This is a genomic window from Stenotrophomonas maltophilia (assembly GCF_001676385.1).
GTDB lineage: Bacteria > Pseudomonadota > Gammaproteobacteria > Xanthomonadales > Xanthomonadaceae > Stenotrophomonas > Stenotrophomonas maltophilia_J.
On the sequence record NZ_LYVJ01000006.1, the window covers coordinates 237,938 to 263,557 of the forward strand.

Annotated in this window: 27 protein-coding genes; 11 read left to right on the forward strand and 16 right to left on the reverse strand. The window is 67.2% G+C overall.

The features are described 5' to 3' along the window. The first annotated feature begins 124 nt into the window (after nt 1-124). From ftsY to A9K58_RS09850, 3 genes are read left to right on the forward strand one after another with little or no spacing between them, the layout of a single operon-like run. Nucleotides 125-1,408, forward strand: coding sequence for a signal recognition particle-docking protein FtsY (gene ftsY, locus A9K58_RS09840; RefSeq protein ID WP_065199210.1), 1,284 nt, complete (start codon nt 125-127; stop codon nt 1,406-1,408). Next, nucleotides 1,401-2,513: an A/G-specific adenine glycosylase gene (gene mutY, locus A9K58_RS09845; protein WP_065199247.1), complete on the forward strand. Its 1,113-nt coding sequence runs from the start codon at nt 1,401-1,403 to the stop codon at nt 2,511-2,513. The genes ftsY and mutY overlap by 8 nt, the downstream gene beginning before the upstream one ends. 5 nt (nt 2,514-2,518) lie before the next feature. Further along, on the forward strand, nt 2,519-2,788 hold the full coding sequence (locus A9K58_RS09850) for an oxidative damage protection protein (protein ID WP_065199211.1): 270 nt from the start codon (nt 2,519-2,521) through the stop codon (nt 2,786-2,788). Between the two features lie 37 nt (nt 2,789-2,825). Here the strand turns inward: A9K58_RS09850 and A9K58_RS09855 are convergent, their stop codons facing one another. The 10 genes from A9K58_RS09855 to A9K58_RS20065 all read right to left on the reverse strand — a co-directional run bounded on the left by A9K58_RS09855 (nt 2,826) and on the right by A9K58_RS20065 (nt 9,882). Next, complete coding sequence (locus A9K58_RS09855; protein ID WP_065199212.1) at nt 2,826-3,275, reverse strand: DUF6491 family protein; 450 nt, start codon at nt 3,273-3,275, stop codon at nt 2,826-2,828. Between the two features lie 213 nt (nt 3,276-3,488). Further along, a complete protein-coding gene (lolD, locus tag A9K58_RS09860) occupies nt 3,489-4,202 on the reverse strand; it encodes a lipoprotein-releasing ABC transporter ATP-binding protein LolD (protein WP_049407617.1) in 714 nt (237 codons plus the stop codon). Next, nucleotides 4,195-5,436 carry a lipoprotein-releasing ABC transporter permease subunit gene (locus tag A9K58_RS09865; RefSeq protein ID WP_065199213.1) on the reverse strand — a complete coding sequence of 414 codons (1,242 nt, stop codon included), beginning with the start codon at nt 5,434-5,436 and terminating at the stop codon, nt 4,195-4,197. Before A9K58_RS09865 ends, lolD begins: the two co-directional genes overlap by 8 nt. Before the next feature lie 23 nt (nt 5,437-5,459). Then, nucleotides 5,460-5,909, reverse strand: a complete 450-nt coding sequence (locus A9K58_RS09870) for a hypothetical protein (RefSeq protein WP_065199214.1) — start codon at nt 5,907-5,909, stop codon at nt 5,460-5,462. Next, nucleotides 5,860-6,108 carry an FAD assembly factor SdhE gene (locus A9K58_RS09875; protein ID WP_065199215.1) on the reverse strand — a complete coding sequence of 83 codons (249 nt, stop codon included), beginning with the start codon at nt 6,106-6,108 and terminating at the stop codon, nt 5,860-5,862. Before A9K58_RS09875 ends, A9K58_RS09870 begins: the two co-directional genes overlap by 50 nt. Nucleotides 6,109-6,205: 97 nt before the next feature. Next, nucleotides 6,206-6,991, reverse strand: coding sequence for a succinate dehydrogenase iron-sulfur subunit (locus A9K58_RS09880; RefSeq protein WP_065199216.1), 786 nt, complete (start codon nt 6,989-6,991; stop codon nt 6,206-6,208). 66 nt (nt 6,992-7,057) lie between these two features. Further along, entirely contained in the window at nt 7,058-8,848 is a 1,791-nt protein-coding gene (gene sdhA, locus A9K58_RS09885) for a succinate dehydrogenase flavoprotein subunit (protein ID WP_065199217.1), read from the reverse strand. 31 nt (nt 8,849-8,879) lie between these two features. Continuing rightward, nucleotides 8,880-9,266 (reverse strand): succinate dehydrogenase, hydrophobic membrane anchor protein, encoded by a 387-nt coding sequence (sdhD, locus tag A9K58_RS09890; RefSeq protein WP_005409077.1) that lies wholly within the window; start codon nt 9,264-9,266, stop codon nt 8,880-8,882. Continuing rightward, nucleotides 9,263-9,655, reverse strand: a complete 393-nt coding sequence (sdhC, locus tag A9K58_RS09895) for a succinate dehydrogenase, cytochrome b556 subunit (RefSeq protein WP_049413479.1) — start codon at nt 9,653-9,655, stop codon at nt 9,263-9,265. The genes sdhD and sdhC overlap by 4 nt, the downstream gene beginning before the upstream one ends. Before the next feature lie 56 nt (nt 9,656-9,711). Continuing rightward, on the reverse strand, nt 9,712-9,882 hold the full coding sequence (locus A9K58_RS20065; RefSeq protein ID WP_081284019.1) for a DUF1674 domain-containing protein: 171 nt from the start codon (nt 9,880-9,882) through the stop codon (nt 9,712-9,714). Between the two features lie 39 nt (nt 9,883-9,921). Between A9K58_RS20065 and ygfZ the strand changes: the two genes are divergently transcribed. Next, nucleotides 9,922-10,797 carry a CAF17-like 4Fe-4S cluster assembly/insertion protein YgfZ gene (ygfZ, locus tag A9K58_RS09900; protein ID WP_065199218.1) on the forward strand — a complete coding sequence of 292 codons (876 nt, stop codon included), beginning with the start codon at nt 9,922-9,924 and terminating at the stop codon, nt 10,795-10,797. A 151-nt stretch (nt 10,798-10,948) separates the two neighbouring features. On the opposite strand, the gene A9K58_RS09905 is transcribed toward ygfZ, so the two are convergent. Next, on the reverse strand, nt 10,949-12,031 hold the full coding sequence (locus A9K58_RS09905) for an ABC transporter ATP-binding protein (protein WP_065199219.1): 1,083 nt from the start codon (nt 12,029-12,031) through the stop codon (nt 10,949-10,951). Nucleotides 12,032-12,384: 353 nt separating this feature from the next. Between A9K58_RS09905 and zwf the strand changes: the two genes are divergently transcribed. The 5 genes from zwf to eda all read left to right on the forward strand — a co-directional run bounded on the left by zwf (nt 12,385) and on the right by eda (nt 18,381). Beyond that, complete coding sequence (gene zwf / locus A9K58_RS09910) at nt 12,385-13,821, forward strand: glucose-6-phosphate dehydrogenase (protein WP_065199220.1); 1,437 nt, start codon at nt 12,385-12,387, stop codon at nt 13,819-13,821. Next, nucleotides 13,818-14,822, forward strand: a complete 1,005-nt coding sequence (gene glk, locus A9K58_RS09915) for a glucokinase (protein ID WP_065199221.1) — start codon at nt 13,818-13,820, stop codon at nt 14,820-14,822. Before zwf ends, glk begins: the two co-directional genes overlap by 4 nt. Beyond that, nucleotides 14,819-15,541, forward strand: a complete 723-nt coding sequence (gene pgl / locus A9K58_RS09920) for a 6-phosphogluconolactonase (RefSeq protein WP_065199222.1) — start codon at nt 14,819-14,821, stop codon at nt 15,539-15,541. Before glk ends, pgl begins: the two co-directional genes overlap by 4 nt. A gap of 58 nt (nt 15,542-15,599) precedes the next feature. Next, on the forward strand, nt 15,600-17,516 hold the full coding sequence (edd, locus tag A9K58_RS09925; protein ID WP_065199223.1) for a phosphogluconate dehydratase: 1,917 nt from the start codon (nt 15,600-15,602) through the stop codon (nt 17,514-17,516). A gap of 205 nt (nt 17,517-17,721) precedes the next feature. Next, complete coding sequence (gene eda / locus A9K58_RS09930; protein WP_065199224.1) at nt 17,722-18,381, forward strand: bifunctional 4-hydroxy-2-oxoglutarate aldolase/2-dehydro-3-deoxy-phosphogluconate aldolase; 660 nt, start codon at nt 17,722-17,724, stop codon at nt 18,379-18,381. Nucleotides 18,382-18,717: 336 nt separating this feature from the next. On the opposite strand, the gene A9K58_RS09935 is transcribed toward eda, so the two are convergent. The 3 genes from A9K58_RS09935 to ispG form a co-directional block, all read right to left on the reverse strand. Beyond that, nucleotides 18,718-19,365, reverse strand: a complete 648-nt coding sequence (locus tag A9K58_RS09935) for a response regulator (RefSeq protein ID WP_065199225.1) — start codon at nt 19,363-19,365, stop codon at nt 18,718-18,720. Between the two features lie 199 nt (nt 19,366-19,564). Next, the gene (locus A9K58_RS09940; protein WP_065199226.1) at nt 19,565-20,314 is read right to left on the reverse strand and encodes a phosphatase PAP2 family protein; all 750 of its coding nucleotides are present in this window, start codon (nt 20,312-20,314) and stop codon (nt 19,565-19,567) included. Next, complete coding sequence (gene ispG, locus A9K58_RS09945) at nt 20,295-21,560, reverse strand: flavodoxin-dependent (E)-4-hydroxy-3-methylbut-2-enyl-diphosphate synthase (RefSeq protein WP_065199227.1); 1,266 nt, start codon at nt 21,558-21,560, stop codon at nt 20,295-20,297. Before ispG ends, A9K58_RS09940 begins: the two co-directional genes overlap by 20 nt. 114 nt (nt 21,561-21,674) lie before the next feature. Here ispG and A9K58_RS09950 point away from each other — a divergent pair, with 114 nt between their 5' ends. Together A9K58_RS09950 and A9K58_RS09955 are read left to right on the forward strand one after the other, a co-directional pair. Continuing rightward, a complete protein-coding gene (locus tag A9K58_RS09950; RefSeq protein ID WP_065199228.1) occupies nt 21,675-22,901 on the forward strand; it encodes an ATP-binding protein in 1,227 nt (408 codons plus the stop codon). After that, a complete protein-coding gene (locus A9K58_RS09955) occupies nt 22,898-23,467 on the forward strand; it encodes a response regulator transcription factor (protein WP_065199229.1) in 570 nt (189 codons plus the stop codon). The genes A9K58_RS09950 and A9K58_RS09955 overlap by 4 nt, the downstream gene beginning before the upstream one ends. A 110-nt stretch (nt 23,468-23,577) precedes the next feature. Here the strand turns inward: A9K58_RS09955 and pgi are convergent, their stop codons facing one another. Together pgi and panD are read right to left on the reverse strand one after the other, a co-directional pair. Beyond that, nucleotides 23,578-25,092, reverse strand: a complete 1,515-nt coding sequence (pgi, locus tag A9K58_RS09960; RefSeq protein WP_065199230.1) for a glucose-6-phosphate isomerase — start codon at nt 25,090-25,092, stop codon at nt 23,578-23,580. Beyond that, a complete protein-coding gene (panD, locus tag A9K58_RS09965; protein ID WP_005409061.1) occupies nt 25,089-25,469 on the reverse strand; it encodes an aspartate 1-decarboxylase in 381 nt (126 codons plus the stop codon). Before panD ends, pgi begins: the two co-directional genes overlap by 4 nt. Nucleotides 25,470-25,620: the final 151 nt, after the last annotated feature.

Here is a 25,620-nt window from a genome sequence, read left to right on the forward strand (position 1 = left end):
TCCCCGGGCCGCCCTGCGCAGCCCTCCCGACCGGTTAACGGCCTGCGGGCCGCCACCTTGAGCCCACATCGGCCGGACTGGCTCGAGTGGTAGCATATCCACCTGATTTCAGCGCCTTTTGCCAATGCTCAGTTTTTTCCGCCGCAAGAAGCCCCAGGATGCCCCCGCAGCGGAGGCAGCCAAGACCCAGCACTACTCGGCTGAAGAGCTGGCGGCGGCGTTCCCGCCGGCCACGCCGGCCGAGGGCGGGGAACCGGCGCCGATTGCCATCGAATCCACGCCGGTAGTGCCGGCTCCGGTCGTTCCGGCCCCAGGCTCACCGGAACCTGTCGCCCGGATCGACGTTGCGCCCGTCGCGATACCGGCCATCGAACCGGCGCCGGTGCCTCCCGTGCCGGAATTCACGCCCGCACCGACTTCGACTGCGCCTGCGGGTGCCGACGAGCTGCCCGCGGCCACCTCGGTCGACGCCGCGCCGGCTCCGGCCGGCAAGCCGGGTTGGCGCGAACGTCTGCGCAACAGCGTCATCGCGCGCAGCTTCGGCGGCCTGTTCTCGCGCAATCCCAAGCTCGACGACGACCTGCTGGACGAGCTGGAAACTGCATTGATCACCGCCGACGTCGGCGTCGGCGCCACCACCGACCTGGTCGAGGGCCTGCGCAAGCGCATGAAGTCGCGCGAGTTCGCCGACGCCAATGCACTGCTGGCCGCACTGCGCGCAGAACTGATCGCGATCCTGCAGCCGGTCGCCAGGCCGCTGGTGATCGATCGCAATGCCAAGCCCTTCGTGGTGCTCACCGTCGGCGTCAACGGCGTCGGCAAGACCACTACCATCGGCAAGCTGGCCAAGCGCTTCAAGGACGATGGCCACAGCCTGATGCTGGCTGCGGGCGATACCTTCCGTGCGGCCGCCGTAGCGCAGTTGCAGGCCTGGGGCGAGCGCAACGGCGTGGCCGTGGTCGCCCAGGGACAGAATGCCGATGCTGCCTCGGTGGCGTTCGACGCGCTGCAGGCCGGCAAGGCACGTGGCACCTCGGTACTGATCGCCGATACCGCCGGTCGCCTGCATACCCAGTCCGGCCTGATGAATGAACTGGGCAAGATCCGCCGCGTACTCGGCAAGATCGATCCCACCGCGCCGCATGAAGTCCTGATGGTGATCGATGGCACCACCGGCCAGAATGCGCTGTCGCAGCTGCGCCAGTTCAATGCCGCAGTGAACGTGACCGGGCTGGTGGTGACCAAGCTGGACGGCACCGCCAAGGGAGGCGTGGTGTTCGCGCTGGCCCGCGAGTTCGGCATCCCGATCCGCTTTGCCGGCATCGGCGAGCGCCCGGAAGACCTGCGCGTGTTCGATCCGGAAGCCTTCGTCGACGCGCTGCTGCCCGAAGCGCTTGGCAGTGCCTGAGCCTGCCCGCACCACGCCGGGCGGCGGCTTCGTCGCCCGCCTGCTGCACTGGTTCGACGACCACGGCCGCCACGATCTGCCCTGGCAGCATCCGCGCAGCCCGTACCGGGTCTGGTTGTCGGAGATCATGCTGCAGCAGACCCAGGTGGCCACGGTCATCCCGTATTTCCGGCGGTTCCTGCAACACTTCCCGACCCTGCCCGACCTCGCCGCTGCCAGCAACGACGCGGTGATGGCGCAGTGGGCCGGGCTCGGCTATTACGCCCGCGCGCGCAACCTGCACGCTGCCGCCAGGCGCTGCGTGGAACTGCACGACGGCGACCTGCCGCGTGATTTCGATGCGCTGCAGGCGCTGCCCGGCATCGGCCGCAGCACCGCCGGCGCGATCCTCAGCCAGGCCTGGAATGATCCGTTCGCGATCCTCGACGGCAACGTCAAGCGCGTGCTCAGCCGCTACCACGGCATCGAAGGGTTCCCCGGCCTGCCGGCCATCGAGAAGCAGCTGTGGGCCATCGCCGCGGCGCACGTGGCAGAGGTGCCAGCCGGGCGAATGGCCGATTACACCCAGGCACAGATGGACCTGGGCGCGACCGTGTGCAGCCGCGCCAAGCCGGCCTGCGTGATCTGCCCGCTGCAGGACGACTGCGCGGCACGCCGCGAAGGCCGCACCGCCGAGCTGCCCACGCCCAAGCCGGGCAAAACCCTGCCGGAGCGCGGCGCAGTGGCCCTGCTGCTGCGCGATGCCCAGCAGCGTGTACTGTTGCAGAAGCGGCCGGACACCGGCATCTGGGCGCAGCTGTGGACGCTGCCGCAGGCCGACGCCGGCAGCGCGCTGCAGGACTGGTTCGACGCGCACGTTGAAGGCACGCTGGAAGACGCCGAGGAGCTGCCGGTGCTCCAGCACACCTTCAGCCACTACAGGCTGCATCTGCAGGTCCTGTCGCGGCAGGTACACGGCCTGCGCGTGGAAGAGCCCACGCTGCGCTGGGTCGCCTACGATGAACTGCCCGCGTTGGGCCTGCCCGCGCCGATCCGCAAACTGCTCGACGGCGCCACCACCAGGAAGCCGAAACGAAAGTCCATGAAACCCCGCAACCACGAGTGAGTGCCATGTCCCGAACCGTCTTCTGCCAGTACGAACAACGCGATGCCGAAGGCCTGGACTTCGTGCCTTACCCCGGTGAGCTGGGCCAGCGCATCTTCAACCACATCGGCAAGCAGGCCTGGGCCGCGTGGCTGGCGCACCAGACCATGTTGATCAACGAGAACCGGCTGTCCCCCCGCGACCCGAAGCACCGCGCTTTCCTCGAAGGCGAACTGGTCAAGTTCCTGTTCGAGAAAGACGCGGAAAAGCCGGCTGGCTTCGTTCCGGAAGCATGATCCACAGGTCGCGCGGGCATGGCCCGGCGCGACCGGCCTATTTCGCCGGCTCCTCGCGTTCCTGCAGCTGCGCCTGGCGCAGTTCCTGCTCGGACGCACGCAGCGCTTTCACGTCCAGCTTGCGGATGCTGTTGATGAAGCACGGCACGCGTGGGCCCCCCGTGGGGTCGCGCACCAGCACTTTGTCGAAGCGCGCCGACACCCGGTTCATCCGGCTGGTCAGGCCGATGGCCGTGGCATACGACAGGTCCTGGCAGGGGCCATTCAACTCCAGCAGATACGCTTCACTGGGGCGGGTCCATACGGCCAGCGCGCTGTCACCCAGTTCGGTCCAGCCGTTGAGGCTGCCGAAGAACTGCATGTCACTTTGTGGCGCGCCAGCGTGGGCGCGGTAAAGGTCGAGCTTCTCGGCACTGCTGAGCCGGCCGGTGGTCGCGCAGGCGGCCAGGACCAGGCAGAGGCCGGCCAACAGGAGCGGGGTCTTCATGACGGATCTCCATGGGGATCGCCGCCATGATGCGCCTGCCCAGGCAGCACCGGCGCGACGACCGGGGGGCCATTCAGCCGCCGGTCGGCGGTCGGCGGTCGACCCCTAGCGATGCGGGCCTCGACTGGAACCTGGTAGACGCCCCCCTGGTTGGCGCTTGCCCTGCAAGAGCAGCCGATCAAGGTCGGCTTCCGCAGAGGCGGTCCACCCCGCTCAGACGTCGGCGTGGGCCAGCGCGTGCAGGCGGCCTTCACGCAGTTCCAGCACCCGGTCCAGTCGGCGCGCCAGGCTGCGGTCATGGGTCACCAGCACCAGGCTGGTGTGACGGGCGCGGTTGAGTTCCAGCATCAGTTCGAACACGGTCCCGGCCGTGCGATCGTCCAGGTTGCCGGTCGGCTCGTCACCGAGCACGCAGGCCGGATGATTGACCAGCGCACGCGCCACCGCCGCCCGCTGGCGCTCGCCGCCGGACAGCTCGCCGGGCTTGTGGTCCAGGCGATGGCCGAGGCCGACGGCCTCCAGCAGGGTGGTCGCTCGGCTGCTCGCTTCGGCCACGGCAGTACCGGCCAACAGCACCGGCATCATCACGTTTTCCAGCGCGGTGAATTCCGGCAACAGGTGATGGAACTGGTACACGAAGCCCAGCGCCTGGTTGCGCAGCAGGCCACGCGCCGTGTCCGACAGTGCGGACATGCGCTGGCCGGTGACGTAGACCTCCCCGGCGGTGGGCACGTCCAACCCACCCAGCAGGTGCAGCAGCGTGCTCTTGCCGGCACCGGACGCGCCGATGATCGCCACCGTCTCGCCGGCGGTCACGGTCAGGTCCAGGCCATCGAACACCGGGGTCTGCATGCGCCCTTCGGCGTAGGTCTTGCCCAGCGCTTCGGCGCGGATCACTTCATCGCCGCGGTTGAAGACCTTATTCATAGCGCAGGGCCTCCGCCGGCTGGGTGCGTGCTGCCCGCCAGGCGGGATACAGGGTGGCCAGGAAGCTCATCAGCAGCGCGACCACGGTGATCGCCACCACGTCGCCGGTCTGCATGTCGGTCGGCAGGCCGGTGATGTAGTACACGTCTTCCGGCAGCAGCTTGACGTTGAACACGCTCTCGATGGCGCCGAGGATGCGTTCCAGGTTGAGGGTCAGCGTGATCCCGCCGATCAGGCCGGCCAGGGTACCGAAGATGCCGATCAGCGAGCCCTGCACCATGAAGACCTGCATCACGCCACCGGGAGTCAGGCCGAGGGTACGCAGGATGGCGATGTCGGCCTGCTTGTCGGTCACCAGCATCACCTGCGAGGACACCAGGTTGAACGCGCCCATCGCGATGATCAGCGACAGCAGGATGCCCATCACCACTTTCTCCATGCGCAGCGAGTGGTAGAGATTGGCGTTCTGCTGGGTCCAATCACTTACGCGGTAAGCGCCGCCGAGGTTCTGCGCCAGGTCGACGCCCACTTCCAGCGAGCGGTCCATGTCGTGCAGCTTCAGTCGCACGCCGGTGGCACCATCAGAACGCAGCACGCGCTCCAGGTCCTGCATGTTGGCGAAGCCGACGCCACGATCGACCTCGTTGTAGCCGGCCTCGAAGATGCCGCTGACCGTGAAGCGTTTCATCCGTGGCACCGCGCCGGCGGGCGTGCCCTGCACTTCGGCGAAGGTCACCAGTACCTGGTCGCCGACGTCCACGCCGAGCCAGATCGCCAGCTCCTTGCCCAGCAGCAGGTTGAAGCTGCCCGGCTTGAGACTGTCGTAGCTGCCTTTGGTGACCTTCCTGTCGATCACCGATACCTTCGGTTCCAGCGCCGGGTCGATCCCCTGGATGATGGCGCCCTGCACGCGCGGACCACTGATCATCGACTGGATCTCGATGTACGGCGCAGCGCCGGCCACGCGCGGATCCTTGTTGGCCACCTCCACCACGCGCATCCAATCCGGCATCGGCTCGCCGTCACGGCTGATGGTGGTATGCGCGGTCATCTGCAGCAGCCGGCTGCGGATCTCCTTCTGGAAACCGCTCATCACCGCCAGCGTGGTAATCAGCACCGTGACGCCGAGCGCGATGCCCAGGATCGATGCCATCGAAATGAAGGAGATGAAGCCGTTGCGGCGCTTGGCGCGCAGATAGCGCAGGCCGATGGCCACGGGAATGGGTTTGAACATGCAGGTACGCCGGTCAATTCAGCCTATGGTGCCATCGACCGGGGCCGGCGGGAAACGGCACGAGCCGCGACGGCCAGTCGCAGTTCACGTCGCTGCCGGGAATCGAGCACGTCGGGCCAGAACAGCAGGCGCCGCCGACGGCGGCCTTCACGCCAGTGCAGCGCCAGCCAGGGACCGCGCACCACCAGGTGCGGTGCGTCGATCTCCTGCCCGGCCACCTGCAGTGGCTCCGGGGGCGCAGGCAGGAGCACCTGCGCATGCGGCCGGCGCAGGCGCCAGACCAGTTCGCCCATGCCCGCGACCCAGGCCAGCATGATGGCGGGCGGCAGCAGCGGCGGCGGCAACTCCGATGCGCGCAACAGCCAGGGCGCGGCCAGCAGCACCGCCAGTTGGGCGGCGGCCTGCAGCCGCGAGGGGCGCCACTCAAGGCTTGAGGGCGAGGATCTTCTGCATGAGGGGGATCGCATGCACATGCGGGCAGGCCTCGTAGCCCATGAACCAGCGCCACAACTTATCGTCCTCGCATTCGAGCAGGAACAGGAAAACCTCCCGCTCTTCGGTCGGCGCACTGCTCCATTCACGGTCCAGGTAGCGCTCGAACAGCTGGTCCAGCTCACGCATTCCGCGGCGACAGCGCCAACGCAGCTTCTTCAGCAGGGTCTCTTCATCCATCGTGGGTTCTCCAGATACAGCAAAGCCACGCATCGCGTGGCTCTGCTGGATGGTGCCGCCACGCATGGCGTGGCGCTACCGATACTGCCGGCCCTTGTCAGGCGCGGCGTTCCATCATCAGCTTCTTGATCTCGGCGATCGCCAGCGCCGGGTTCAGGCCCTTCGGGCAGGTCCGGGCGCAGTTCATGATGGTGTGGCAGCGGTACAGCTTGAACGGGTCTTCCAGATCGTCCAGGCGCGCACCGGTGTCCTCATCGCGCGAGTCGATGATCCAGCGGTAGGCCTGCAGCAGGATCGCCGGGCCCAGGTAACGCTCGCCGTTCCACCAGTAGCTCGGGCAGCTGGTCGAGCAGCAGGCGCACAGGATGCACTCGTACAGGCCGTCCAGCTTCTTGCGGTCTTCCGGCGACTGCAGGCGCTCACGGTCCGGCGGCGCCGGGGTCTGGGTGCGGATCCACGGCTTGATCGAAGCATACTGCGCGTAGAAGTGGGTCAGGTCCGGAACCAGATCCTTGACCACGTTCATGTGCGGCAGCGGGTAGATCGGGACTTCCTTCCTGCCGCAGTCCGAGATGGCCCGGGTGCAGGCCAGGGTGTTGGTGCCGTCGATGTTCATCGCGCACGAACCACAGATGCCTTCGCGGCACGAGCGGCGGAAGGTCAGGGTCGGGTCGATCTCGTTCTTGATCTTGATCAGGGCGTCCAGGACCATCGGGCCACAGGTGTCCAGATCGATTTCATAGGTGTCGGTGCGCGGGTTGCTGTCGTCGTCCGGACTCCAGCGGTAGATCTTGAAGGTGCGCACGTTCTTGCCGCCGCTCTTGGCGGGGAAGTGCTTGCCCTTCGTGATCTTGGAATTCTTGGGGAGTGAAAACTCGGCCATGGCTGCTCTCGTTGGCTCAGGCGGCCCGCGCCCGTGGGCGCGGATTGCATGGTAGGCGGGGTCGGATCAGTACACGCGCGGCTTCGGCGGCACCACGGACACGTCGTCGGTCAACGTGTACATGTGCACCGGACGGTAGTCGAAGCTGCACTTGCCCTTCTCGTCGACGCTGACCAGGGTGTGCTTCTGCCAGTTGACGTCGTCGCGGTCCGGAAAGTCCTCGTGCGCATGCGCGCCGCGGCTTTCCTTGCGCTGTTCGGCCGAGTTGATCGTCGCCACCGCATTGAGCAGCAGGTTGTTCAGCTCGTAGGTCTCGATCAGGTCCGAGTTCCAGACCAGCGAACGGTCGGAGACCTTCACGTCCTGGAACGAGTCGAAGATCTTGTCCATCTTCTCGCAGCCTTCCTTCAACGTCTGGCTGGTGCGGAAGACCGCCGCGTCGGCCTGCATGGTGCGCTGCATGCGATCGCGGATGACCGAGGTCGGGGTATCGCCGTTGGCGTGGCGCAGCTTGTCCAGCAGGCCCAGGGCCTTGTCGCAGGCATCGGCCGGCAACGGCTTGTGCGACGCGCCCGGCTTGATCGTCTCGGCGCAGCGGTTGGCCACCGCACGACCGAACACCACCAGGTCCAGCAGCGAGTTCGAGCCCAGGCGGTTGGCGCCGTGCACCGACACGCAGGCCGCTTCGCCGATGGCATACAGGCCCGGCACGACCGCGTTGTCGTTGTCGCCGACCTTCTGCACCACTTCACCGTGGTAGTTGGTCGGGATGCCACCCATGTTGTAGTGCACGGTCGGGATCACCGGGATCGGCTGCTTGTGCACGTCGACGCCGGCGAAGATGCGGGCGCTTTCGGCGATGCCCGGCAGCTTCTCGTCGATCACGCCCGGGCCGAGGTGGGTCAGGTCGAGCAGGATGTGGTCCTTGTGCTCGCCGACGCCACGGCCTTCGCGGATCTCGATGGTCATCGAACGGCTGACCACGTCGCGCGAGGCCAGGTCCTTGTAGTGCGGTGCGTAGCGCTCCATGAAGCGCTCGCCACTGCTGTTGCGCAGGATGCCGCCTTCACCGCGGACACCCTCGGTGATCAGGCAGCCGGCGCCGTAGATGCCGGTCGGGTGGAACTGCACGAACTCCATGTCCTGCATGGCGATGCCGGCACGCATGGCCAGGCCGCCACCGTCGCCGGTGCAGGTATGCGCCGACGTGGCGCTGAAGTAGGCACGGCCGTAGCCGCCGGTGGCCAGCACCACGCCCTGGGCGCGGAACAGGTGCAGCGTGCCATCGGACATGTCCAGGGCCAGCACGCCGCGGCAGGCGCCTTCCTCGTCGAAGATCAGGTCGAGCGCGAAGTACTCGATCATGAAGCGCGCGTCGTGCTTCAGCGACTGCTGGTACAGGGTGTGCAGCATCGCGTGGCCGGTACGGTCGGCCGCCGCGCAGGTACGCTGCGCCGCCGGGCCTTCGCCGTACTTGGTGGTCATGCCACCGAACGGACGCTGGTAGATCTTGCCCTCGGCGGTACGCGAGAACGGCACGCCGTAGTGCTCGAGTTCGATGATGGCCGGAATGGCTTCGCGGCACATGTACTCGATGGCGTCCTGGTCGCCCAGCCAGTCCGAACCCTTGATGGTGTCGAAGAAGTGGTAGCGCCAGTCGTCCTCGCCCATGTTGCCGAGTGCGGCCGAGATGCCGCCCTGGGCGGCAACGGTGTGCGAACGGGTCGGGAAGACCTTGGTCAGGCACACGGTCTGCAGGCCCTTGGCGGCCAGGCCGAACGTGGCACGCAGGCCGGCGCCGCCGGCGCCCACCACGACCATGTCGTACTTGTGTTCGGTGATCTTGTAAGCGGACATCTAATCTGGATTCCTGTGTTGGTGCCTGGGCTCAGGCAACGCCGAGGGCGATGCGGCCCACCGCAAACACACTGACGATCATGCCGAGCACGGCGACGAACTTCACCGCGGTCTGCAGCACCAGGGCCAGCAGCGATTCGTGGATGTAGTCTTCCAGCACGACCTGCATGCCGAGCTGCGCGTGCCAGAACATGGCGATCAGCAGGCCGATCAGCGGCACTGCGTTCCACGGCTTGGCCACGGCGGCGGCGGCGGTCGCGTAATCCGAGCCCAGCAGGCCCAGCACGAAGACCAGGAACCAGATGCCCAGCACCACCAGCGCGGCGGCGGTCAGGCGCTGGTGCACGAAGTGCTCGGTGCCGGTCTTGGCCGAGCCAAGGCCGCGCACGTTCTTCAGCGGGGTACGGAACTTGCTCATGCGGCACCTCCGAACATCACATAGGCCCACACCAGCAGGGTGATCACCAGGCTTCCGGTGACCGACAGCCAACTGCTGCGGATGAAGGCGGGGATGCTGAAGCCGATGGCGAAATCCTGCACCACATGGCGGATGCCATTGCACAGGTGATAGGCGAACGACCATGTCCACGCGAACAGGAACACGCGGCCATACCAGGCCCCGGCATGGCCGGTGAAGCAGTTCCAGGACTCGGGCCCCATCATCAGGGCCAGCAGGCCAGCGGCGATGATGAGGGCACCAACAGACAGAAAGATGCCGGTGGCTCGATGCAGGATCGAGGTGGCCATCTGAATCTGCCAGCGATACACCTGAAGGTGCGGGGAAAGTGGGCGTTGTCTGGTCGCCATTCGCTGGGCTCGTTGTCTCGGCTGGGCGGCACGCGGCCGCGTTGGCTCAATGCTGATCAGAAATCGATGCAGCGTCCGTTTTTCTCCCAGTCGCCATACCGCACCGGATCGAGTCCGCCGCGGCCGCCGAATTCCTCCACCTTTTCCTGTTCCACCGGCACGGGTGCCGCGGGGACCAGCGGGGCTTCAGTTTCGTCGTCGGGAGTGGGGGTTGTTTGGCCTATCATGGGTGGTCTCGCAACGCACAAATTTTAGACCTCGTTCACGTGCCTGACAACCTGCCCCCTGCTTTCGTCGGATATCCACGCCTGCCCGGCCACCAGCTGCTGAGCCTGCTGGGGCCGGATGCGGCCGTCTTCGCCCATGCCCAGTTCAGCAGTGATGTCACCGCCCTGCCCTCGCTGCACTGGCAGTGGAGTGCCTGGCTCAGCGCCAAGGGCCGCACGCTGGCGGTGTTCCAGCTGCTGCGGCTGGCAGAAGACCACGTAATGCTGGTGCTGGCCGACGGCGACGCGGATGCGATTGCGTCGCAACTGCAGCGATTCGTGTTCCGTCGCAAGGTCAAGGTGCTGCCACGCAGTGATCTGGCCGTGGCCGGCGCCTTCACCGCGCCCGAGGCCGCCAGCGGCGCGGCCATCGCACACACCGGAGGTGACAGCTGGGAACTGGACCTGGGCAGCGATGCCCTGCCGCGGACCCTGCGCATCGGCGCTGCCGACGCCTTCGCCGCTGGCAGCGACGCCGATGAGTCAGCTTTCGCACGGGCCTGGCGCCAGGCCGACCTGCGCTATGGATTGCCGCGGCTGGAAGAAAGCCAGCGTGACGTATGGACCCCACAGCAACTGGGCCTGGACCGCCTGAACGGCTACAGCGTGAAGAAAGGCTGCTATCCCGGCCAGGAAATCGTTGCCCGTACCCATTTCCTGGGCAAGGCCAAGCGCGCGGTGCAGTTGCTGCATACCGCAGCACCGGCGCTGGCCGGCGATGGCGTGCAGCAGGACGGCGCGGCACTGGGCACGATCGCCAGCGTGGCCGGCGACCTGGCGCTGGCGGTGCTGCCCCTGGAGGCCGGCTCCGCCGCACTGCAGGTGGGCGGAGCGATCGCGCAGCGCCTGCCGCTGCTGGACGGCCTGGCGCGCTGAATCTGGAGGGCTCTCATCCACGCATGGCGTGGATCTGCTGACCGACCCGGTGGGTGCGGACCGTTGGTCCGCACGCCTGAAATGGTAGTGCCGGCCGCTGGCCGGCAACCAAGCACGGTCGAGATTGCCGGCCAGCGGCCGGCACTACGCCTTACAGGCGCTCGCCGGTTTCCGGGTTGAAGAAATGCAGGCCCTGCGGGTGGATCGCTACGCGGATGTCGTCGCCCACCGATGGCAGCGATTGCGGCGCCACGCGCATGGTCAGTGCGTGCTGGCCACTGCTCAGGTTGACGAAGATCTCGTTGCCGACCGGTTCGATGCCTTCAATGCGCGCGGTGAACGCATGCGCATCATCGGCAGTCGCCGGCTGCAGGTGCTCCGGTCGCACGCCCACCGCGATCGGCTTCTGCAACCACGCCGGATCGATCGTGGCCTGGCCCAGCGGCGCACGCCATTCGCCATCGACCACGGTCACGCCGCCGGCGTCGCCCTGCAGCGTGCCACGCAGCACGTTCATCGCCGGGCTGCCGAGGAAGCCGGCAACGAACAGGTTGGCGGGACGGTCGTACAGCGCCATCGGCGTATCGATCTGCTGGATGATGCCGTCCTTGAGCACCACGATGCGCTGGCCCAGGGTCATCGCTTCAACCTGGTCATGGGTCACATAGATCATGGTGGTGCCCAGCTTGCGATGCAGCTGCGCGATCTCGGTGCGCACGCTGTGGCGCAGCTTGGCGTCAAGGTTGGACAGCGGCTCATCAAGCAGGAACACCGCCGGCTCGCGCACCAGCGCGCGTCCCAGCGCAACACGCTGGCGCTGACCACCGGACATCGCCTTGGGCAGCTTGTCCATCATCTCGGTCAGTCCCAGCGTCTGCGCCGCCTCGGCGATGCGCCTGTCGATGGTCGCCTTGTCATGCCCGCGCAGCTTCAGGCCGAAGGCCAGGTTCTCGGCCACGGTCATGTGCGGATACAGCGCGTAGCTCTGGAACACCATCGCGATGTCACGGTCCTTCGGCGCCACGTCGTTGACCACCCGATCGCCGATGGTCAGCGTACCGCCGCTGATCTCCTCCAGGCCGGCCACCATCCGCAACAGGGTTGACTTGCCGCAGCCGGACGGGCCGACCAGCACCATCAGCTCGCCATCGGCAACCTCGAAGCTGGCGTCCTTCACCGCAACCTGGCCGTTGTCGTAGACCTTGCGCACACCCTGCAACTGCACTTTTGCCATATCACCTAATCCGGTCCGCCCGAAGCCGGGCTGTCTTTTGGGACTGCCTCGGCCCTCCCGATGGCAGTGATGATTGCGCACCTGCCGCATGACGGCGGGCACTGCAATCGAATACAGTTGCCCATTCTGCCATGTAAACGTTTTCACGTGGCACTATCCGATGATCGGTGCGCACCGATCTGCGTCGGCGGTGGAACGAAGCTCCCGCCGAGGCAGCGGTTTCGAATGGAACGGTCTTCCGGAACTGCGGAAACCGGCCCTGACGAGCCTCGGACAGGCAGTTGCGCGGATGTCCCCCGAACCCAGCCATGAAGCGATTGACAACGATGTCACCCGGATCTGAAACTCGAGCGATGCACGACACCCTTTTCCTGTTCGGTGCCACAGGTGATCTGGCCCAGCGCTACCTGTTCCCCTCGCTGCTCCGCCTGCTCGGCGACGGCCTGCTGCCGGAGGACTTCCGCGTCCGCGCGCTGGCCCTGTCCGGTCATGACACCGAAGCCTTCCATGACATCCTGCGGCCACGGCTGCAGCAGGCCATGCCAACGGCCACGCAGGAGGACATCAACGCGCTGCTGCGCCGCATCGATTACCGCTCGGTCGACCTGCGCGATGCCGACTCGGTCGCTGCCGCGGTCGCCGATCTGGTGCACCGCCGGTGCGTCAGCTACCTGGCCATTCCACCGGGGCTGTACATCTCCACCTGCGAAGGACTGGCCAGGGGCGGCGCACTCGCTGCGCCGGCGCGCCTGATGCTGGAAAAGCCCATCGGCAGCGACAGCGAAAGTGCCGAGGCAATCATCAGCACCATCGGCCAGTGGATCGACGAGGATCGCGTGTTCCGCCTCGACCACTACCTGGGCAAGGCGGCGGTGCAGAACCTTATTGCGCTGCGCTTCGGCAATACGCTGCTGGAAGCGGTGTGGAACCGCAATTACATCGAATCGGTGCATATCCTGGTCGCCGAAAGCGAAGGCGTGGACGGCCGTGACGCCTACTACGCCCGTTCCGGCGCGCTGCGCGACATGGTGCAGAGCCATATCCTGCAGTTGCTGTGCCTGGTCGCGATGGAGCCACCGGCGTCACTGGAAGCCGACCGCATCCGCGATGAGAAGGTCAAGGTCCTGCGTGCGCTGCGTCCGCTCGACGCGAAGCATGCTGCACGTGACAGCATCCGCGGCCGCTACACTGCCGGCACCATCAACGGCCAGCCCGCGCAGGCCTACCAGCCACCGGAAGGCAGCGATGTGGAGACTTTCGCAGGCGTCACTGCGCACATCGACAACTGGCGCTGGAGCGGCGTGCCGTTCCACCTGGTCACTGGCAAGCGCCTGCCCGAGCGCACCACCCGCGTGGTGGTGACCCTCAAGCCCGTCACGCACTGGCTGTTCGAGCGCCCGCAGCGCGCGCAGGCCGCACCGAACCGCCTGGTGTTCCAGCTGCAGCCACAGGAGAACATCGAACTGGGACTGATGAGCAGCCTGGCCGGCCCGGAGTGGGGCGCGCTGGAACTGCACCCGCTGGAACTGGAACTGTCGGTACCGACCGGCCTGCACCGCCGCATCGCCTACGAGCGCCTGTTCCTGGATGCCTTCAACGGCAATCACGCGCTGTTCGTGCGCGATGACGAGGTGCGCGCCGCCTGGGCCTGGATCGACAGCGTGGCCGACGCCTGGAAGGCGGCCAAACTGCCGCTGGAACCTTACCCGGCCGGCCAGTGGGGCCCGGCCAACGCAACCGGGTTCCTGCCGCAGGGCGTGGACGCAGCAGACAACGAGGCCTCGGCATGAGCGCTTCCCAGCCAGTGCTGGTCGCTGACATCGGGGGTACCAATGCCCGCTTCGCCCTTGCCGATACCTCGCAGGACACACCGCTGCTCAATGACAGCATCCGCGAGTACGCGGTGGCGGAATTTCCCTCGCTGGGCGATGCCGCCCGCCATTACCTGGAACAGGCCAACGCCACCGCGCGCCGCGGCGTGTTCGCGGTGGCCGGCCGCGTCGATGGCGACGAAGCGCGCATCACCAACCATCCGTGGGTCATCTCGCGCAGCCGCACCGCCGCGATGCTCGGCTTCGACGAGCTGCACCTGATCAACGATTTCGCCGCGCAGGCGATGGCCGTGGCGCTGTTGCAGCCGGATGACGTCGTGCAGATCGGTGGCGCGCACTGGGCGCCGGCCAGGCCTGGCGAGCCGCGCAACTACGGCGTGATCGGTCCGGGCACCGGCCTCGGCGTCGGTGGCCTGGTCGTACGCCATGGCCGAAGCTATCCGCTGGAAACCGAAGGCGGCCACGTCAGCTTCCCACCGGGCACGCCTGAGGAAATCCGCATCCTGGAGATCCTGTCCGAGCAGTTCGGCCGCGTCTCCAACGAGCGCCTGATCTGCGGTCCGGGGCTGGTCAACATCCACCGTGCGGTCTGCGAGATCGCCGGCGTCGATCCGGGCCAGCTGCAACCGGCCGACGTGACCGCGCGCGCCGCGTTGGGCGATCCGCAGGCGATGCGCACCGTCGATGTGTTCTGCGCGGTGTTCGGCGCCATCGCTGGCGACCTGGTGCTGATCCAGGGTGCCTGGGATGGCGTGTTCCTGACCGGTGGGCTGGTGCCGAAGATGCTCGATTCGCTGCAGCACTCCGGTTTCCGCCAGCGCTTCGAGCACAAGGGCCGGTTTTCCTCGATCATGGCACGGGTGCCGTCGCTGGCGATCCTGCACCCCTGCCCGGGGCTGCTGGGCGCCGCCGCCTATGCGGCCGATGCCGAACGCGACGCACCAGGAGTTGCCGCATGAATCCCGTCTTCCACGATGAGCGCGTCGAATTCATCAGCCATGGCGATGCCGACGGCTGGATCGAGGCGGTGGCCGCGGAGATGGCGCAGTCCATCAACCGCGACATCAACGAGATCGGCCGCGCCCGTATCCTGCTGTCCGGCGGCACTACGCCCGCCCCTGTCTACCAGGCGCTGGCCGAGCTGGACGTGCACTGGGACCGGGTGGAAGTAAGCCTGGCCGACGAGCGCTGGCTGTCGCCACAGGATCGCGACAGTAACGCCTGGCTGGTGCGCGAGCACCTGCTCAAGCGTGCCGAGGGCGCGCATTTCGACCCGCTGGTGCGAGTCGGCAAGCCGTTGCCGGAGTGCGTGTATACCGCCAATCTCCAGGCGCAACACAGCCAGCCGCCGAGCCTGGTTGCGCTGGGCATGGGCAATGACGGGCACACCGCGTCCCTGTTCCCGGGTTCGAAGGACCTCACCCGGGCACTGGACAGCGCCCTGCCCTACGCGGCGCTGGACGCTACCGGTTGCCCGGGCGCCAACCAGTGGCCGCTGCGCATCACCCTCACCCCCCATGGCCTGCGCCAGTGCCGCCAGCGCCTGCTGCTGCTGCGCGGCAAGCAGAAGCTGCAGGTCCTGCGCCAGGCGCTGGACAGCAACAATGCCCAGCAGTATCCGATCCTCAACGCCATCAACCTGGAAGGCGCGCGCCTGCGCGTCCACTGGGCCGATTGACAACGGCGGCGGCAACCCGCCACCGCTTGCCTCCCGCCACCACGAACGCCGGTAGCCAATGAGCCTCCATCCGCAACTGCACGCCATCACCGAGCGCGTCATCCGCCGCAGCGCCGCCTCGCGCGCCGCCTACCTGGCCGCGATCGATGCCTCCCTGCGTGACGGCCCGTTCCGCAGCCGCCTGAGCTGCGGCAACCTCGCCCACGGTTTCGCTGCCTGTGGCAGCACCGACAAGGGCCGCCTGCGCGGCGGGGTGACGCCGAACCTCGGCATCATCACCGCCTACAACGACATGCTGTCGGCACACCAGCCGTTTGAGACCTATCCCGAACATATCCGCAGGATCGCGCGCGAGCTGGGCGCCACCGCGCAGGTTGCCGGCGGCGTGCCGGCGATGTGTGACGGCGTTACCCAGGGCCGCGGTGGCATGGAACTGTCGCTGTTCTCGCGCGACGTGATCGCGCAGGCGACCGCGATCGGCCTCAGCCACGACATGTTCGACACCACGGTCTACCTCGGTGTGTGCGACAAGATCGTGCCCGGACTGCTGATCGGTGCGCTGGCGTTCGGCCACCTGCCGGCGGTATTCGTGCCAGCTGGCCCGATGACCCCGGGCATTCCCAACAAGCAGAAGGCGGAAGTGCGCGAGCGCTACGCCGCCGGCGAAGCCACCCGTGAAGAACTGCTGGAAGCCGAGTCCGCCTCCTACCATGGCGCCGGTACCTGCACCTTCTACGGCACTGCCAATTCCAACCAGGTGCTGCTGGAAGCGATGGGCGTGCAGCTGCCGGGCGCATCGTTCGTCAACCCGGGCACGCCGTTGCGCGACGCACTCACCCGCGAAGCCACCGAACGCGCACTGGACATCACCGCGCTGGGTGACGACTTCCGTCCACTGGGCCGGATCATCGATGAGCGCGCCATCATCAATGCGGTCATCGCATTGATGGCCACCGGCGGTTCGACCAACCACACCATCCACTGGATCGCGGTGGCGCGTGCGGCCGGCATCGTGCTGACCTGGGACGACTTCGACGAGCTGTCGCAGCTGGTCCCGCTGCTGGCCCGCGTATATCCGAACGGCGAGGCCGACGTAAACCGCTTTGCTGCGGCAGGTGGCCCGGCGTTCGTGTTCGGTGAACTGATCAGGGCCGGCCTGATGCACGGTGACCTGGTCACTGTGGCACGCGGCGGGATGGCCGACTATGCACGCGAGCCGCAGCTGCGCGATGGCCGGCTGGTCTATCTGCCGGGGCTGCAACACAGCGCCGACGAAGAGGTGGTGCGTGGCGTCGACACGCCGTTCGAGCACCAGGGCGGCCTGCGCCTGCTGCGCGGCAACCTGGGCAAATCGCTGATCAAGCTGTCGGCGGTGAAGCCGCAGTACCGCACGATCGAAGCACCGGCGGTGGTGGTCGATGCGCCACAGGTGCTGAACAAGCTGCATGCCGGCGGCCTGCTGCCTCAGGACTTCGTGGCGGTAGTGCGCTACCAGGGCCCGCGTGCCAACGGCATGCCGGAGCTGCATTCGCTGGCGCCATTGCTGGGCCTGCTGCAGAACCAGGGCCGGCGCGTGGCACTGGTCACCGACGGCCGCCTGTCCGGCGCCTCGGGCAAGATTCCGGCCGCAATCCATGTGACGCCGGAAGCGGCGCGCGGCGGTCCACTGGCCAAGGTCCGCGAGGGCGACATGATCCGCCTGGACGGCGAGGCTGGCACCCTTGAGGTACTGGTGGACGCGGCGGAGTGGGCGGCCCGTCCGTTGGCGCCTAACACTGCTCCGGCCGCGCATGACCTGGGCCGCAACCTGTTCGCGATCAACCGCCGCGTGGTCGGCCCGGCCGATCAGGGTGCGATTTCGATCTCATGCGGGCCGGCGGCGGCCGATGGTGGGCCGTGGGAATACGACGCGGAGTATGAGCTGGGACACGATGCCGCGGCGGCGGCGCCGCCGCATGAGGCGAAGGACGCCTGAAGCGAAAAGCCGCGGCAGGCTTCCCGGCTTGGGCAGTAGAGCGCCCTGGCCGGGACACGCCGTAAACCCATCCATGGGGGCTCGATCGCGGCATCCATGCCGCTCACGGTCCCGGCCAGGGCGCTCTACTGCCCTTGGACAATTCCCGGCGCGTCATTTGCGCTGCGGCCACTGAATCAAGAAGAGCAAAGGCAAGGGCAAAAGCATGGGTATCGAGCAACATCAGTTGAAGGCGGCGGAGCTGTTGCATGCGGCGGGCATCCTGCCGGTGGTGACGGTTCATACGCTGGATCAGGCGCGCGCGGTCAGTGCGGCGCTGCTGGAAGGTGGACTGCCAGCGATCGAGCTGACGCTGCGCACGCCGGTGGCGATGGACGCGCTGGCGATGCTCAAGCGGGAGCTGCCGGGCGTGGTGGTGGGCGCGGGTACGGTGCTGACCGTGGAGCAGATGCAGCAGTCCATCGATGCAGGCGCGGACTTCCTGGTGACCCCGGGTACGCCGCCGGCGCTGGCTGATGCACTGGCCGCTGCGCCGCTGCCGGTGGTTCCCGGTGCAGCCACGCCGACCGAACTGCTGTCGCTCTACGCAAGGGGCTTCCGCGTGTGCAAGCTGTTCCCGGCCACGGCCGTGGGCGGCCTGGCAATGATCAAGGGACTGGCCGGCCCGGTCGCGGACCTGAAGCTGTGCCCGACCGGTGGCATCACCGAAAACACCGCCGCCGAGTACCTCGAGCAGAAGAACGTGGTCTGCATCGGAGGTTCGTGGATGGTGCCGGGCAACTGGATCGCCGACGGCGAATGGGACAAGGTGCGCGCCAGTGCCACCCAGGCCACCGCCATCGTCAGGCGCGTGCGCGGCCACTGAGCCCGACGCAGCTGTAGAACCGAGCCCACGCTCGGCTCCGCGCCAGCGGAACGGAAAGCAGCCGAGCATCGGCTCGGCTCTACAGAACCAGCATCCCGAGCGCGCGCAGCGCGCGACCCGCTCCTGCTCTTCCTTCTTCATTCCGCGGTGGCGGCGCACGGAAATTGTCCGTGGCCGGGCGGATGGGCTGTGCAGGGGCGTGAGCCGCATGGATGCGGCGACCGAGCTTACAGCGGCGTACTTGCATCGTCCCCTGCACAGCCGATCCGCCCGGCCAATCTCCGGAAATCCAACCGCACCACCACCGCCAGGGGCTGCGCCGTTGGCTGAAAGGCCTTACAACGGCCGCGCTGGATCCACCAGCCCGTATTGGCTGGCCATGCGCGCCAGCGCGATGTTGTCGTGGATTCCCATCTTCTCGAACAACCGCGCCTTGTGGGTGTTCACGGTCTTGGCGCTCAGGCTCAACCGGCGGGCGATGTCTTCCTGGCGCAGGCCTTGGGTCAGCAACAGCGCGACCTCCAGCTCACGGGGCGACAGGCTGTCGAACGGCGAGCCATTGCCCTCGACCGTCGAAAGGGCCAGATTCTGCGCGATGCTGGTCCCCAGGTAGCGCCGGCCGGCCGCCACGTCACGCACCGCGCGCAACAGCTCCTGCGCATCGCAGCCTTTCCCGATGTAGCCGGCCGCGCCGGCCTCCAACAACCGCTTTGGCAGCGGCCCGTCTTCCAGTACCGACACGATCACGACACGGATATTGCGGTGGCTGCGGACGATGCGCTCGGTCACTTCCATGCCGCTCACCCCCGGCAGGTGCAGGTCGCACAGCACCACATCAGGCAGCAGCTGCCGCACTTCGCGCAGCGCATCCTCGCCGGTCTCGGCTTCGCCCACCACCTCGATGTCGGTTTGCCCCGACAGGATCATCTTCATCCCGGTACGGACCAGCGCGTGGTCATCAACCAGGTAGACTCGAATCGTCATTCACGTACCTCTTCGAATGCGGCCTTTGCAGTCAAGCTGACAGGGTGCCGATACCCCTGCAAGCGCGTTCGAAATGCGGCCGCGGCAATCTGCCTTGCCCATCACAGTAACGCGCGCTGTGCTTGCCCCCTGTCTTGCAGAATCTGCTGCAACGAAACAACCGATCTATCCCATGGACGTCCCGGAAGGGCCATCCACGTCAATCCCCCCGCATTGATGCTTCGATGGCCGTCGCTGGCGGCGAACCACGATGCCGCCATGGGTGGCGGCGACTGAACATGACCAGATAACACCCTACCACCCAAACCAGCGCGGCACACCACCCGGCCAGGATATCGGACGGGTAATGCACCCCCAGGTAGACCCGGGACACACTGACCAGCAGGCTGAACGCCGGCGCCAGCAGCAGGACCGGCCAGCGCCAGCGGGTATTCCAGGCCAGCAGGACCAGGGTGGCCGCAAGGGTCATCGACCCCATCGCATGGCCACTGGGGAAACTGAACGTCGATTCCGGCGCGATCGAATCCCACAGGCTCGGGCGCTCGCGCTGGAAGACGTGCTTGCTGCCGATGTTCAGCAGCGCAGAGCCGACAAAGCTCACCGCCACGAAGGTGGCCTCGCGCCAGCGCCGGTAGCCCAGCAGCAGGCCGATGATCAGCACGTCGGCCGGGATCAGGAACCATTCGTAGCCCAGTTTCGAGATCAGCACGAAGAAGCGGTCCAGCAGCGGCGAATGCAGTCCGTGCATATGCCACAGCAGGGGCGCGTCGAAATGGAACGATTCAAATTCGTGCACTTCGTCGGCCAGCGTGACGAACCCGGCCAACGGCAGAAGCACGCCACCGAACAGAAGGACCAGGCGCCAGGCGTTACGCGCCAGCCAGTGGCGGAAACCGGAGGCGGACTCCGGCGCAGCGAGGATTGCGGGCTTATCCGGCGCTTCGGACATAGGTACGTTCGACGTAATCGTCGATCAGGGCAACGAACTCCTGGGCGATGTTCTCGCCGCGCAGGGTCACCTTCTTCTCGCCGTCGACGAATACCGGTGCCGACGGCGCCTCGCCGGTCCCGGGCAGCGAGATGCCGATGTTGGCATGCCGTGATTCGCCGGGGCCGTTGACCACGCAGCCCATCACCGCCAGGGTCATGTTTTCCGCGCCCGGGTGATGGATCTTCCACAGGGGCATCTTCTCGCGCACGTGGTTCTGTACCACCCCGGCCAGCTCCTGGAAGAACTCGGACGTGGTACGGCCGCAGCCGGGGCAGGCCGTGACCAGCGGCGTGAAGGCCCGTTGCCCGGTGGTCTGCAGCAGCTCCTGGGCAACGATCACCTCCTGCGTACGCGACTGGCCCGGTTCCGGGGTCAGCGAAATGCGGATGGTGTCGCCGATGCCTTCCTGCAGCAACACGCCCAATGCCGCTGCCGACGCCACGATGCCCTTGCTGCCGATACCGGCCTCGGTCAGGCCCAGGTGCAGGGCGAAGTCGGAGCGTTGGGCCAGGTCGCGATACACCGCGATCAGTTCCTGCACGCCACTGACCTTGGCCGACAGCACGATGCGATCACGCGGCAGGCCGATCTGCACCGCCTGTTCGGCCGAATCCAGCGCCGAGCGGATCAGCGCCTCGCGCAGTACACGGCCGGCATCCCACGGCTGCTCGCGGTGGCTGTTCTCGTCCATCAGCTTCGCGGCCAGGGCCTGGTCCAGCGAGCCCCAGTTGGCGCCGATGCGCACCGGCTTGTTGTAGCGGATCGCGAACTCGATCAACTGCGCGAACTGCAGGTCCTTCTTCTTGCCGAAGCCGACGTTGCCTGGGTTGATGCGGTACTTGGCCAGCGCCTCGGCGCACGCCGGCTCGGCGGTCAACAACTGGTGGCCGTTGTAATGGAAATCGCCGATCAGCGGCACCTCGATGCCCATCATCGCCAGCTTGTCGACGATGCGTGGGATGGCGGCGGCCGCTTCGACGGTATTGACGGTCAACCGCACCATCTCCGAACCGGCGCGCCACAGCTCGGCCACCTGCTTCACGCTGGAGGCGACGTCGGAGGTATCGGTGTTGGTCATCGACTGCACCACGACCGGCCTGCCGCCGCCGACGGTGACCCCGCCGATCTGGACGGCTTGGGTCTGGCGGCGCGGCCAGGCAGTGGCATCGGAAGGCGGAGTCGGGCGAGTGACGGCGTCGTGCATGGACGCATTCTACCGCTGGGCCCCACCTTCCGGGTGAGTCGCATTCAGCCAGCGGCACGGCTGCGGCCGATTGTCGCAGGCACGACTGCCCGTGAACGCATACGATGGGCGCGAATGACCGGCCCAGACGCTCCCTTTCTCCGCACCCTGTGCAGCCTGCGCTGGCTTGCCGTAGGTGGCCAGGCCGCGACCATCCTGGTTGCCACCTGGGTGCTGGGCCTGCCGCTGCCGCAGCTGCCACTATGGTCCGGTGTGGCAGTGCTGGCGCTGTTCAACATCTATACCCAGATGCGCCCGGAGTCGGCGGACATGGCGCCGCTGACAGCATTTGGCCACATCCTGGTGGATGTGATCATCCTGACGTGGATGGTCGGCTGGAGCGGCGGCATGGCCAACCCGTTCAGCTCGCTGTTCCTGATCCTGATCGCGCTGGCCGCGTTCGCCCTGCCCCTGCGCTGGGCGCTGGCAGTCGCGCTGGCCTGCCTGATCGGCTACGCCTCCAGCGGCATCTTCGGTCAGCCGCTGCCGGACGGCTACTTCCGCGCGCAGGACCTCAACCGCTGGGGCGTGGTGGCCAATTTCCTGATTTCCGCCGCCGTGGTGCTGGCCTTCTCCACCCGCTTGGCATTGGCCCTGCGCCAGCGCGAACTGGAACTGTCGGCCCTGCGCGAACGCTTCGCCCGCAACGAAGGCATCGTCGCCCTGGCCACCCATGCCGCTTCGGTCGCCCACGAACTGAACACGCCGCTGGCGACCATGACCCTGCTGGCCGACGACGTCGCCGAGCGCAGTGAAGAGCCTGAAGTACGCGAGGACATGGAAACCCTGCGCGAGTTGCTGGTGCAGTGCCGTGAACGCGTGCTGGCGCTGGCTGCGCCGGCCTCGGCCGATGCGCCGGGGCGCAATCACTCCAGTGCCCAGCAGGTCCTGGAGCAATGGCGCCTGGTGCGGCCAACGATCGACCTGCACCGCAACGACGACGCGCCGCTGCGGCTGCCGCTGGACCCCGGCGTCGGCCACCTGTTGATGGTCCTGCTCAACAATGCCGCTGATGCCGGCGAACAGGCCGGCCGGCCGCGCGTCGACCTGGACCTGCGCATCGAAGGCGACGACCTGATCGGCGAAGTACGCGACTACGGCCACGGCTTCGACGCCCGTGCCGCCGTGCTGCCGGGTACGCTGTTCGGCAGCAGCAAGAGCGAGGGCATGGGCGTCGGCCTGGCCCTGTCCCATGCCACCATTGAACGCCTCGACGGCGAGATGTGGATGCGCCCGGCCCAGGGGGCCGGCAGCCGCGTCGGCTTCCGCCTGCCGCTGGCCCCACGCGAGGACACCCCATGAGCCTTCACCTCTCTTCCCAGGGCCTGCTGGTCGACGACGACGAGCTCTACCTGCGTACCCTGCAGCGCAGCCTGGCCCGCAAGGGGCTTGAAACCCAGACCGCGCAGGATGCTGCCAGCGCGCTGGCGCTGGCCCGCCAGCACCCTCCGGCATTCGCACTGATCGACCTGAAGCTCGGCAGCGACTCGGGACTGGCACTGATCCAGCCGCTGCGTGCCCTGCGCGCAGACATGCGGATCCTGCTGGTGACCGGGTATGCCAGCATCGCCACCGCGGTGGAGGCGATCAAGCTCGGCGCCGACGACTACCTGCCGAAACCGGCCACCGTGCCGATGATCCTGCGTGCCCTCGGCGAGGAAGACGACGGCCCGGCCGACGATGGCGAAATGGAAGTACCCGATGCAATGACGCCGATCAGCCGCCTGCAGTGGGAACACATCCAGCAGGCGATGCACGAGACCGGCGGCAATGTGTCGGCCGCCGCCCGCCTGCTTGGCATGCACCGGCGTTCACTGCAGCGCAAGCTGGCCAAGCGGCCGAGCCCGGAACGCGACCCGAGCCGTTGAATTGTAGAGTCGAGCCAGGCTCGACTCCGCGTACACCAGAGCCGGGCATGGCCCGGCTACAGAATGCAGGATCGCCTGCATGCCGGCCAGCGGCCGGCACTACCGGAGCCTCAGCCCTTCAGCTGTGACAGGATCTCGCGGGTCACTGGATCGGCAATCGTCACGTCCTCGCCCTGCAGTGCCGGCAGCAGGCCGCTGGCCAGTTGCTTGCCCAGTTCGACGCCGAACTGGTCGAAGGCGTTGATGTTCCAGATCACCGACTGCACGTACACAGCATGTTCGTACATGGCGATCAGTGCACCCAGTGCCTGCGGGGTCAGCGCGTCGAGCAGGATCAGCGTGCTCGGGCGGCCACCGGGGTAATCGCGGTGCGGGTCGTCGCTGCCCTGGCCATTGGCCAGCGCCTCGGTCTGCGCCAGCAGATTGGCCAGCAGCGCCTGGTGGTTGATCGTGTATGGATCATCGTTGTGCACGCAGCCGATGAAATCGGCCGGAACAATGCTGGTGCCCTGGTGCAGTGCCTGGAAGAAACTGTGCTGCACGTCGGTGCCCGCCCCGCCCCACCACACCGGCACGGTGTCGGTGGTGACCGGCTGCCCGTCACGCTGCACGCGCTTGCCCAGGCTTTCCATCACCAACTGCTGCAGGTAAGCCGGCAGCAGCGCCAAGCGCTGGTCATAGGTCATCACCGCGTGGGTGGCATGACCCAGTACGTTGCGGTTCCAGATGTCGGTCAGGCCGTGCAGCACCGGCAGGTTGCGCTCCAGCGGCGCGTCCAGGGCATGCGCATCCATCTGCGCGGCACCGTCCAGCAGCTGTTCGAAACGCTCGAAGCCGATCGCCAGCGCGATCGGGAAACCGACCGCCGACCACAGCGAATAACGACCGCCCACCCAGTCCCACATGGGCAGCACGCGATCGGCGGCAATGGCAAACGCCTTGGCCGCACGCTCGGGGTTGGCGCTGACCGCGTACAGGCGGTCGCTGCCGCCCAGCCAGTCGTGCAGGATCTGCCCGTTGAGCAGGGTTTCCTGGGTGCCGAAGGTCTTGGAAATCAGGATGCCCGCGGTCCTCGCCGGATCCAGCGTGGCCAGCGTGCGCTGCATGGCGGCGCCGTCCACGTTCGACACGAAATGCACGCGCAGGCGCGCACCGGTGACCGGGCGCAGCGCATCGGCGACCAGGCGCGGGCCAAGGTCGGAACCACCGATACCGACACTGACCACATCGGTCACGCCGCTGCCTTCCAGCGCGCGCACCAGCATGCCCATGCGCTGGCGGATTCCGCGCGCGGTGGCATAGGCCTCGGCCGCCACCGGCGCGTCGACCACGTCGCCACGAAGGGCCGTGTGCAGCGCCGCGCGGCCTTCGGTCAGGTTGACCTGCTCGCCACGGAACAGGCGGGTGATGGCACCACCGACATCACGGTCGGCCGCCAGCGCCAGCAACGCCTGCAGCGCCGCGGCATCGTATTTCTGCCGCGCGAAGTTGACGTACAACGGACCGACCCGCAGCGCCAGATCCTGCACCCGGCCGGGTTCGGCGGTGAGCAGGCTGGGAATGCTTGCGCCCTTCAGGCGCTGGGCGTGGGAATGCAGCGAGTCGAATCCGTTGTTCGTGGTCATGCGGCCTGGGTCGGGATCGTGTCGTTGGTGTGGGTGATCTGGTTCTTGCCATCAACGTACACCAGCTTCGGCTTGAAGCTGTCAGCTTCCTGCTCGGTCATGCTGGCGAACGCGGCAATGATGATGATGTCACCGACCTGCACGTGGCGCGCGGCGCCACCATTGAGCGAGACCACGCCGCTGCCGGCTTCGGCACGGATGGCATAGGTCGAGAAGCGCGCGCCATTGGTCACGTCCCAGATGTGCACCTGCTCGAACTCGCGGATACCGGTAGCAGCCAGCAGGTTGTCATCGATGGCGATCGAGCCTTCATAGTTCAGCTCGGAATGGGTGACGGTGGCGCGGTGGATCTTGGTCTTGAGCAGGGACAGGTGCATGGGGGCGCTGCAACGGCAAAGGAAAGGGCGGATTCTAGCACCCGGGGGCCGGGCGGCATCACGGCCGGCAACCTGTTCAGGCAGGCGGTGAAACCGGGGTCAGACCCCCTTTCCCTTGGAAAAGGGATCTGACCCCCATGCATCGCGCGGC